The sequence below is a fragment of the Streptococcus parasanguinis genome, from assembly GCF_001578955.1.
GTDB lineage: Bacteria > Bacillota > Bacilli > Lactobacillales > Streptococcaceae > Streptococcus > Streptococcus parasanguinis_U.
Genome location: NZ_KQ969692.1, coordinates 53,227 through 63,518, shown reverse-complemented (window position 1 = coordinate 63,518; position 10,292 = coordinate 53,227). Strand labels below are relative to the sequence as shown.

Below are 10,292 nucleotides of genomic sequence, written 5' to 3'. Positions count from 1 at the left end.
AATAAAAAGTTTTGATGCAGTTTTAGTAAATGATCCGCTCGCCTTGTGGCTGTTATCGGATTTACGTGATTATTTGGCCCCCTATACTGTTTTCTATGATGAAACTATCAAAATTGTCGATCCGCGTGTAAAACAATTTACAAAAGAGGTGTGTGCAGTACCAGCTGACTTCTCTCGTCCTCAGGAACTCCTTCGGATCTTACCGAAGGCGCTATTTTCAGGTCAGTACGGTGATAAACTGTTTCCTTTCCAAATTCAGGTACAACCACGATTTAAAGGGAAGGTAACCTATAATGGTCATGAGAATATGTGCCTTGAAGGAGACTATGGTTCTTCTTTTAAACCCCTATTAAATTGGTCTTATAATATACGAGTCGATAAAGATAGACCTGTCGAATTGTGGTTGGAGTTTGAAAAAGAAGAGACTTGTCAGTGTCAGCTGGTTTTAAGAGTGATCCCAGAAGGTGCTGTTACCGATATTGCAAAGACGGTCATTGTCAGTGAAGAAGAGATGCGTGAAGGCGCGATTGTCCTAGACCAAGAGATGACCTATATGATATCTGCAACTCTTGAAGCCAAGGGGCAAGGGCGTCTCATAGTTGGGAATCTTCATCAACGTTGGACACGATTCCAATTTGGGAAGTACCTATTAGGAGGAGGCATCTTACATGATCGTCACCGTCAAGAATTGAATTACTTCTTTCATCCAGGAGATTTCAAGCCACCCTTATCCGTGTATTTTGCAGGTTTTCGCCCGGCAGAAGGTTTCGAGGGGTATTGGATGATGCGTTCGATGGGGACTCCCTTTCTTCTATTTTCAGATCCCCGATTACTAGGTGGGGCATTTTATATGGGGAGTGATGAGTTAGAACAAGGTGTACGAGATACCATTCAGCACTATTTAGATTATTTGGGATTTGATCAGGACCAACTGATTTTTTCTGGAATGTCAATGGGGACTTATCCTTCTTTGTATTATGGTGCTGATTTTGAGCCGCATGCCATTATTGTTGCAAAACCTCTTACAAATATAGGAACGATTGGAAATAGAGCACGGTTGTTAGCGCCGGAAGTCTTTCCAACAGGAATTGATGTCCTTCATATGCAGACAGGTGGTTTAGAGAATGCTGAGGTTCAGGAACTGGATAACCGTTTTTGGGATAAGTTTAAGCAGGCAGATTTTAGCAATACAACCTTTGGCCTTTCTTATATGAAGGATGAAGATATGGATCCAACTGCCTATGACGATTTGACCACTGCACTTTATTATTCAGGTGCTAAAATCCTCAGCAAGGGAACCACAGGACGACACAATGATGATTCGACCACTGCGACAACTTGGTTTATCAATTTTTATCGAATGATACTGGAAAATGATTTTGGAAGAAAAGGATAGAGATGACATATATGAAAACACCTCAAATTTTATGGGGAGCGAATATGAGAACCTATATGCATGGTTCACAAGTTGAACAATTTCAAGATGGTTCGGTTCGTTTTTATAATCCTTTAGTGGCTTCAGGAACGGAGATACATTCTTGGACTGCCATACAAAATTATCAAGGAAGTCGGACCCAGCCAGTCTTGCCTTTATTGAAAAAGGGTCAGACCTACCGACTAGATGCTTTTTATACGACGGTTCCGCAAGACTCGGTTTATCTCAAAGTAAGTTTTTGGGATCGCTATGATAAGGAAGTGAAACAAATTATTGAAAAGAGTCATTCGGTGACATTTGTCTACCCTAAGGAAGCCTATTATTATAGTATTGCTTTGTTGAGTGCAGGCGTGCTGGAGTTGAACTTTAAAGGGATGAACATTGAAGAAGTAGGTGATGGACATGTTTAAACGTTTAAGACCGATGAAAACTGTCAAAGATTTACTTCACCAAGTCAATAGTTGGGCTGAGCAGATCGAACCTTTAACAGATCAACAATTAAGGGACAAGACGATTACCTTTAAAAAGCGACTGGAACAAGGTGAAACGCTAGATGATCTGTTGCCAGAAGCTTATGCAGTGGTCCGTGAAGCCGATCGGCGTGTTTTAGGGATGTTTCCTTACGATGTACAGGTCATGGGAGCTATTGTGATGCACCAGGGCCATATCGCTGAGATGAGTACTGGTGAAGGAAAAACGTTGACAGCCACCATGCCCATTTATCTAAATGCTTTGACGGGTGAAGGGGCTATTCTTGTCACAACCAATGAATACCTAGCCAAACGTGACGCGGAAGAGATGGGACAGGTCTATGAGTTTCTAGGCTTATCTATCGGCGTTCCATTTGCACCAGATGGAGAAGATCTGGAAGCATCAGATAAACGTGCGATTTATGCATCTGACATTATCTATACGACGAATAGCGGTCTCGGATTTGATTACTTAATTGATAATCTGGCATCGAATGAAGAAGGGAAATTTTTACGTCCATTTAACTACGCGATTATCGACGAGGTTGACTCGGTTTTATTGGATAGTGCTCAAACGCCATTAATCATTTCGGGATCTCCTCGTGTACAATCAAATTATTATGGCATGATCAATACCCTTATGACTACAATGGTTGAAGGGGAAGACTACATCTTTAAAGAAGAAAAAGGTGAGGTTTGGCTGACAGAAAAAGGTGCTCATTCAGCTGAAGCTTATCTGGGAATTGATAATCTTTATGCTAAAGATAATGGAGAATTTGCTCGACATCTCATCTATGCATTGAGAGCCCATAAACTTTTTAAAAGAGATAAAGACTACATCGTTCGCCAAGGAGATATGGGAGCTGAGGTTGTCCTACTTGATCGAGCAACAGGTCGCCTCATGGAGTTGACAAAATTACAAGGTGGGCTCCATCAAGCGATTGAAGCAAAAGAGTTAGTCAAACTCTCTCCCGAGACGCGTGCGATGGCTTCCGTTACTTATCAGAGCCTCTTTCGAAAATTCAAGAAGATTTCAGGAATGACTGGGACCGGGAAGACAGCTGAGAAAGAATTTCTAGATACATTTGGAATGCAAGTCATTCAGATTCCGACCAATCGTCCCAAACAAAGGGTAGATTACCCAGATAATCTCTATGTGACCTTGCCAGAAAAAGTTTATGCTTCTTTAGAGTGTATTAAGACCTACCATGCACTTGGCAATCCTCTTCTCATTTTTGTTGGATCTGTTGAGATGTCTGAACTTTATTCGAATTTGCTCCTCAGAGAAGGAATCGCTCATAACCTCTTAAATGCCAATAATGTTGCCAGAGAAGCTGAGATGATTGCGGAGTCAGGTCAGATGGGTGCTGTTACGGTTGCGACTTCTATGGCCGGAAGAGGGACCGATATTAAATTGGGCCCTGGTGTAGCAGAGTTGGGTGGTCTTGTGGTCGTTGGGACAGAAAGAATGGAAAGTCAACGGATAGATTTACAGATTCGCGGTCGTTCTGGACGTCAGGGAGATCCAGGAATATCGAAGTTCTTTGTGTCCTTAGAAGACGATGTCATCAAAAAATTCGGGCCTGAGTGGGTACATAATTTTTACAAAGATTACAATGTGGACGATCGTGTTCATTATCAGGAACTAACAGGGCGTCGTTACCGTAGGTTGGTTGAAAAAGCTCAAAGAGCAAGTGATAGTGCAAGCCGTTTTTCACGGCGTCAGACATTAGAATATGCTGAGTGTATGAATATCCAGCGGGAGTTAATCTATGGACAACGTGATCACTTGATTTATCAAGACCAAGACTTGAATGAGACCATAGATGCTGTCCTTCATGATTATATAGAAAATGTCGTAAAAGAGGGAAGCCTAACAAAAAAGGAAGATTTGTATCACTTTATTCTCAACAATGTCAGTTTTCAGATTGATCAAATACCAGAAAATCTTGATTTACTAGATGAAAGGGCAGTTGCTTCTTTGATCTATCATTTCGCGTATGAAGAATTGAATCGAAAAAAAGAACTCTTAGAAGCTTTTGAACTTGTTCGCTATTTCCAATGTTTAGCGATGTTAAAAGCAATTGATGATAACTGGGTTGAACAGGTAGACTATTTGCAACAGTTGCAACAGGCTATTGGTGGGCAACAAGCAAGCCGCAAAAACCCTATTGTTGAATATTACCAAGAAGCCTTTGCTGGTTTTGAGGCAATGAAATCACAAATCAAAAAAGATATGGTACGTAATCTGCTACTAAGCCAAATCTTAGTCTCACCAAATGGTGAGATTGTGACCCATTTCCCATAAAAAGAAAGGAAACTATGTCAAAGAAAGATCTATTTCACGAAGAAGTTGAAGGGCGCATGGAAAAATTAAAGCAAAAGCCAATCAAAAAAGAAAAAGCGACAACAGGCGAAAGGATTAATAAAATCTTCACCACTTTGTTTGGTTTGGTGATTATCGTCGGTCTTCTCTTTACCCTGCTTGGTTTGTTGAGGTGATTATGGAAGTTTTATGTTTAATCCTATTGATTGTTTTAAGTGTTCTACTAATTGTATTGATTACACTACAGCCACGGCAAACACAGATTTTTTCTAATGATGCTATGAGCAATATCGGAAAAGGTAGTTACTGGTCAAGCCAGCCTTTGCTAAAAATCGGGACCTTGGTGACGAGTTTAGCTCTTTTAGTGTTACTTCTTTTCCTGATGATTTTCGTTTACAATTAGTGGTCAAGTTAAGATTGAGTCAAGTGCATCATTTTAGATGCACTTTTTTAGAACAAAAATAAGTGTGTAGTACCAGTAATTTATTTGGATAGGGATAGCGTCTAGAAGGAGAACTTGGATATTTAAAATAGTTGAAAAAATTTCAACAAGATACTAGTCATAGCAGAGATGGTTTGATATAATAAAAAGTATGAAAAAAAATACTATATGGTAGGAAAAAGAACGTATGCATTTTAAACGAACCAAAGGTGAATATCGCGAAACAGATCGCGTGACACGTTTCAAATTAATAAAATCAGGAAAACATTGGCTCCGTGCAGCGACTTCTTATTTTGGACTGTTCCGAGTCCTCAAGGGAGGAGTTGATAAGGCCAGCGTCCGAGTGACACAGCTCGAAGAAAACGCACCTTCTTCAGTAAAAGAGCACTTATTAAAGGGACTGTTAACCACGGGGGCCTTGTTAACGGGAGCAGCTACGACATATCGTGTACAAGCAGATGAATCGAATGATGCATCTGCTCTTGAGCGTGCGGTAAGTCCAGCGACAGATGTTTTGGCGGCATCGGATTCAGCTGTTTTAGGTCACTCAACAGAGCCTTTACAAACACAATCACAAACAGAAGCAGCGTCAGCCTCTGTTTCAGAGTCAGCCTCTGTAGAAGCTTCTGTGTCTCATTCATTGAGTGTGTCAACGAGTGCGTCAGAATCAGCTAGCACGTCTGCATCAGAGTCAGCATCGACATCGGCTTCAGAATCAGCCAGCACTTCAGCGTCCCAAAGTGCTTCAACCAGTGCCAGTGAATCCGCAAGTAGTTCAACTTCTAAATCAACTCAAGCTTCTGCGAGTCATCAGGGTTCTCAGAGCCTAACTTCAGAAGCTAGCTCTACAGGAAGTGAAGTAGGAGTTCAGGCAGAGGAAGTGAGCAGCTCGACAGTAGCTGGATTTGTTTCTGGTGAGACACCAGCCCTTTCTCCGCAGGCTTCTTCATTGACTTCAGAAGTGACAGAGACAGCCACAACAGCGGTAGCGGCGACAACCATTGAAGCAGATAAGAAACGTCAAGAGCAAGAAGCCAAGCTTACCTCACTGTCTGCTGAAATTGGAACCTATCTAGAGAAGCTAGGCAATCGTGAAGGAGCGGAAAGCGCCCTTCTAAAAGGAAAGGCTACGATTGAAGCTATTCAAAATGCTTTGGCAGATCCTAACGCTGACTTTAACACCCTTATCTCTGAGGCTACTAGAACACGTAATACTGTGGTAAACACAGTTCTTCGTGCAAGTTCTGGAGCGCGTGACTATCGTAATGGTCAAGCTTTGACTTCTTCAAATGACTTTCGTATTCCATTTAATACAAATGCTTCTTTAGGAAATGCGACTTACAACTCAAGAGCTAAGTTGGTTGTAACCAATAAAAACCAAGCAAACTACTTTAAAACATCAGGGAATGCAAATCTTAGTGGTGGTACAGTAACCTTGACACAAAATACAGGTGGGCAAGCCGGTTCCTATACATTGAAAACTAAGATAGATATGACTGAGAGCTTCACCCTAACAGGTAAGATCAATCTTGGAGATTCTTATGAAGGTCATAAGAATGGTCACGATGGTGGTGATGGGATTGCGGCGGTGTTTTCAACTGCCGAACCTGGTGTCATCGGTAATGGTGGTAAAAATCATAATGGTGCTGGTGGCTCTCTCGGTATGGGAGGAGACAACCTCAAGGGTTCCTTTGGTTTTAAGCTTGATACCTATCACAATACTAGTAGAACTAATCCTATTGATAAAGCATCTTCCGATCCCGGAAGTGTAAGTGGTGGTGGCGCCTTTGGTGGTTTTATCTATAACTATAATGGTAACAATGCTGGGGCACGAGGAACCGTCTATCCAGTAATACGTACATTTTCAAAATTGAATCAAAATCCAACGGATAATTCTCTGAAAGATTACCAAGTTTCCTACGACGGTAGAACGAAAGAAATGACGGTTACCTACAATGGTCAAACATGGTCTATGAACCTGCAATCAGACAAACTGGCACTGATGAGTGATGCGAATGTATGGGGAAATCCAGATACTAATGCACTTAAGTACCAAAATACTTTCAATAGTTTATTATCAAACGCTGGATATCCTGAAGAGCTAGCCTTGGCTATTTTTGCTTCTACAGGCGGTGCATACAACTTGCAACAGTTTAGACTAGAAAAATTTGAATACTCTGCTCGTGGTGCCTATGTCACAGTTAATTTCATCGATGCAGATACTGGAGAGGAAATCCCTGGTAAGGATGAGGTGTTTATCCAACAACTTCCAGGAACAACTGTCGATCTTTCACAATATTTGAACATTGATGGTTATCAGTTGAAGGCAACTAACGTTGCAACTGCCAAAGGATACGTATCGGGCAATACTGTCAGAGTTCTTGAAGGAAAACAAGGAATTACCTATGCCTTCCATAAAATCAGACAAAACGAAATTTACACAGCCTCTGCCAAAGCAACAACTGTGTACACGTTGCAGGGTGAAACAGCTTCGGATCTTTCTGATGTAAGTAAATTTGTGACGGTCACTTCAAATGAAAGTACAACACCTGCAGCCTCTGGTTATAGTCTTGTTTGGTCAACACCGATTTTAACGACTACTTCGGGGAATCAAACAGCTGTTGCAAAAGTAACCTATTCAGATGGTTCTGTGCAAACCGTTAATGTGAATTACAAAGTTTTACCTAAGATTGAGGCTAAAACACCTATTTATGATTTTAAAGGTCAAAATCTTCACAATGGTTCAAATGCAGATGCGTATCTCTCATCTGATGTAACAGACCAATCTTACACAACCAAATGGACCAATAACTCTACATCTTCAACAACGACAACTCTACCATTGTCAACGGCAACGGCAGGTGAATTTAACTATACGATTACACGGACCTATGATGTTGGTCGTTATGGGGCAACTTCAAACAGTTCAGAGTTGTTAGTGAGTACAACAACTCTGAAACACAAAGTTATCGAGGTAACTGGTGTTTCTCATACATTTGAACAAAATGTTGATGATGGTTATTATTATAGTAGCTATACACCAAGTGAATGGTATAGTGCAGATTCGGTTTCACAATCAGCCATCTTATCTGCAAAATTTGTCAGCTCAGACTTACCAGATATTAGTACTCCTGGACGATTCACTTATTCTGTTAGATTTACAACCTTACCTGACGGGACAGGCCTTAGTAGCACTTATGAATTGGAGGTACCCTATACAGTTACCCCTAATAGGGAAAGTATGTCAGCCTCAACCAGCGCATCAGTGTCAGCAAGTACATCAGCGTCAATGAGTGCCTCAACAAGTGCAAGTGAATCAGCAAGTACAAGTGCATCAACAAGTCTATCGACAAAGGAATCAGAAAGAACATCTGAAAGTGTGTTGAAGTCTCAAAGTGTGTCAACGAGCGCAAGTGAATCAGCAAGTACGTCCGCTTCGCAAAGCGCTTCGACAAGTGCCAGCGAGTCAGCCAGCACATCTGCCTCCCAAAGCGCTTCAACGAGTGCGTCTGAATCCGCAAGTACATCCGCTTCACAAAGTGCGTCTACAAGTGCGAGCGAATCAGCAAGTACATCAGCATCACAAAGTGCCTCAACTAGTGCGAGCGAGTCAGCAAGTACCAGTGCCTCACAAAGTGCCTCAACTAGTGCTTCAGAATCTGCAAGCACATCAGCATCACAAAGTGCTTCAACGAGTGCAAGTAAATCCGCAAGTACTAGCGCATCGCAAAGTGCTTCAACAAGTGCGAGCGAGTCAGCAAGTACATCAGCATCACAAAGTGCGTCAACGAGCGCGTCAGAATCCGCAAGTACAAGTGCCTCACAAAGTGCGTCTACAAGCGCGAGTGAATCAGCAAGTACATCAGCATCGCAAAGCGCTTCAACAAGTGCATCAGAATCCGCAAGTACCAGTGCCTCACAAAGTGCCTCAACGAGTGCAAGTGAATCCGCAAGTACCTCAGCTTCCCAAAGTGCTTCAACGAGCGCGAGTGAATCAGCAAGTACTAGCGCATCGCAAAGTGTATCAACAAGTGCAAGTGAGTCTGCAAGCACAAGTGCCTCACAAAGTGCGTCTACAAGTGCGAGCGAATCCGCAAGTACGTCAGCTTCACAAAGCGCTTCAACTAGTGCTTCTGAATCCGCAAGCACCTCAGCATCGCAAAGTGCTTCAACGAGCGCGTCAGAGTCAGCAAGTACCAGTGCCTCACAAAGTGCTTCGACAAGCGCGAGTGAATCAGCAAGTACCTCAGCATCGCAAAGCGCTTCAACAAGTGCAAGTGAATCAGCAAGTACGTCTGCGTCCCAAAGCGCTTCGACAAGTGCAAGTGAGTCTGCAAGCACAAGTGCCTCAGAGTCCGCAAGTACATCAGCATCGCAAAGCGCTTCGACAAGTGCGAGCGAGTCCGCAAGTACGTCTGCATCGCAAAGTGCTTCAACAAGTGCAAGTGAGTCCGCAAGTACAAGTGCCTCACAAAGTGCATCAACCAGCGCATCAGAATCAGCAAGTACTAGCGCATCACAAAGTGCTTCGACAAGCGCAAGTGAATCCGCAAGCACATCCGCATCGCAAAGTGCTTCGACAAGCGCAAGTGAGTCAGCAAGTACCTCAGCTTCACAAAGTGCTTCGACAAGCGCAAGTGAATCCGCAAGTACTTCTGCATCAATGAGTGCTTCAACAAGTGCGTCAGAATCAGCAAGTACAAGTGCGTCACAAAGTGCCTCAACCAGTGCGTCAGAGTCAGCAAGTACCAGCGCATCGCAAAGCGCTTCAACGAGCGCATCAGAGTCCGCAAGTACTTCAGCGTCACAAAGCGCTTCAACGAGTGCATCAGAATCAGCAAGTACATCTGCTTCACAAAGTGCTTCGACAAGTGCAAGTGAGTCAGCAAGTACTAGCGCATCGCAAAGTGCATCAACAAGTGCAAGTGAGTCAGCAAGTACATCTGCATCAATGAGTGCTTCAACAAGTGCGTCAGAATCAGCAAGTACATCTGCATCGCAAAGTGCTTCGACAAGCGCAAGTGAGTCAGCAAGTACTAGCGCATCACAAAGTGCTTCGACAAGCGCAAGTGAGTCAGCAAGTACTAGCGCATCACAAAGTGCTTCGACAAGCGCAAGTGAATCCGCAAGCACATCCGCATCGCAAAGTGCATCAACCAGCGCGTCAGAATCAGCAAGTACGTCTGCATCAATGAGCGCTTCAACCAGTGCCAGCGAATCAGCAAGTACCTCGGCTTCACAAAGCGCTTCAACGAGTGCATCAGAGTCAGCAAGTACGTCTGCATCGCAAAGTGCGTCAACCAGCGCCAGCGAATCAGCAAGTACGTCTGCTTCAAAAAGCGCATCGACAAGTGCGAGCGAATCAGCAAGCACATCCGCATCGCAAAGTGCTTCAACAAGTGCCAGCGAATCAGCAAGTACGTCAGCGTCACAAAGTGCGTCAACCAGCGCGTCAGAATCAGCAAGTACGTCTGCATCAATGAGCGCGTCAACCAGCGCGTCTGAGTCAGCAAGTACGTCAGCGTCACAAAGCGCATCAACCAGCGCGTCAGAGTCAGCAAGTACTTCAGCTTCACAAAGTGCATCAACGAGTGCATCAGAGTCCGCAAGCACGTCTGC

At 43.3% G+C, this 10,292-nt stretch carries 6 protein-coding genes; all 6 read left to right on the top strand.

All coding sequences use genetic code 11. The features are described from left to right. Positions 1 to 1,396 (top strand): accessory Sec system protein Asp2 (gene asp2 / locus SPADD19_RS08605; RefSeq protein ID WP_128861628.1); only part of this gene is annotated, 1,396 nt, incomplete at its 5' end. A gap of 2 nt (positions 1,397 to 1,398) precedes the next feature. Continuing rightward, complete coding sequence (asp3, locus tag SPADD19_RS08600) at positions 1,399 to 1,845, top strand: accessory Sec system protein Asp3 (protein ID WP_061455792.1); 447 nt, start codon at positions 1,399 to 1,401, stop codon at positions 1,843 to 1,845. After that, complete coding sequence (secA2, locus tag SPADD19_RS08595) at positions 1,838 to 4,213, top strand: accessory Sec system translocase SecA2 (protein ID WP_061455791.1); 2,376 nt, start codon at positions 1,838 to 1,840, stop codon at positions 4,211 to 4,213. Before asp3 ends, secA2 begins: the two co-directional genes overlap by 8 nt. 14 nt (positions 4,214 to 4,227) lie before the next feature. Beyond that, positions 4,228 to 4,407, top strand: coding sequence for an accessory Sec system protein Asp4 (gene asp4, locus SPADD19_RS08590; RefSeq protein ID WP_013904226.1), 180 nt, complete (start codon positions 4,228 to 4,230; stop codon positions 4,405 to 4,407). Positions 4,408 to 4,409: 2 nt separating this feature from the next. Continuing rightward, positions 4,410 to 4,634, top strand: coding sequence for an accessory Sec system protein Asp5 (asp5, locus tag SPADD19_RS08585; protein ID WP_041818376.1), 225 nt, complete (start codon positions 4,410 to 4,412; stop codon positions 4,632 to 4,634). Positions 4,635 to 4,860: 226 nt separating this feature from the next. After that, positions 4,861 to 10,292, top strand: a 5,432-nt coding sequence (locus SPADD19_RS13180) for an accessory Sec-dependent serine-rich glycoprotein adhesin (protein WP_128861627.1), incomplete at its 3' end; no start/stop codon positions are given.

Bases quoted from the DNA above. Each gene is read 5' to 3' on its own strand.
- secA2 (WP_061455791.1), top strand. From the start codon at position 1,838: ATGTTTAAACGTTTAAGACCGATGAAAACTGTCAAAGATTTACTTCAC.
- asp4 (WP_013904226.1), top strand. From the start codon at position 4,228: ATGTCAAAGAAAGATCTATTTCACGAAGAAGTTGAAGGGCGCATGGAA.
- asp3 (WP_061455792.1), top strand. From the start codon at position 1,399: ATGACATATATGAAAACACCTCAAATTTTATGGGGAGCGAATATGAGA.
- asp5 (WP_041818376.1), top strand. From the start codon at position 4,410: ATGGAAGTTTTATGTTTAATCCTATTGATTGTTTTAAGTGTTCTACTA.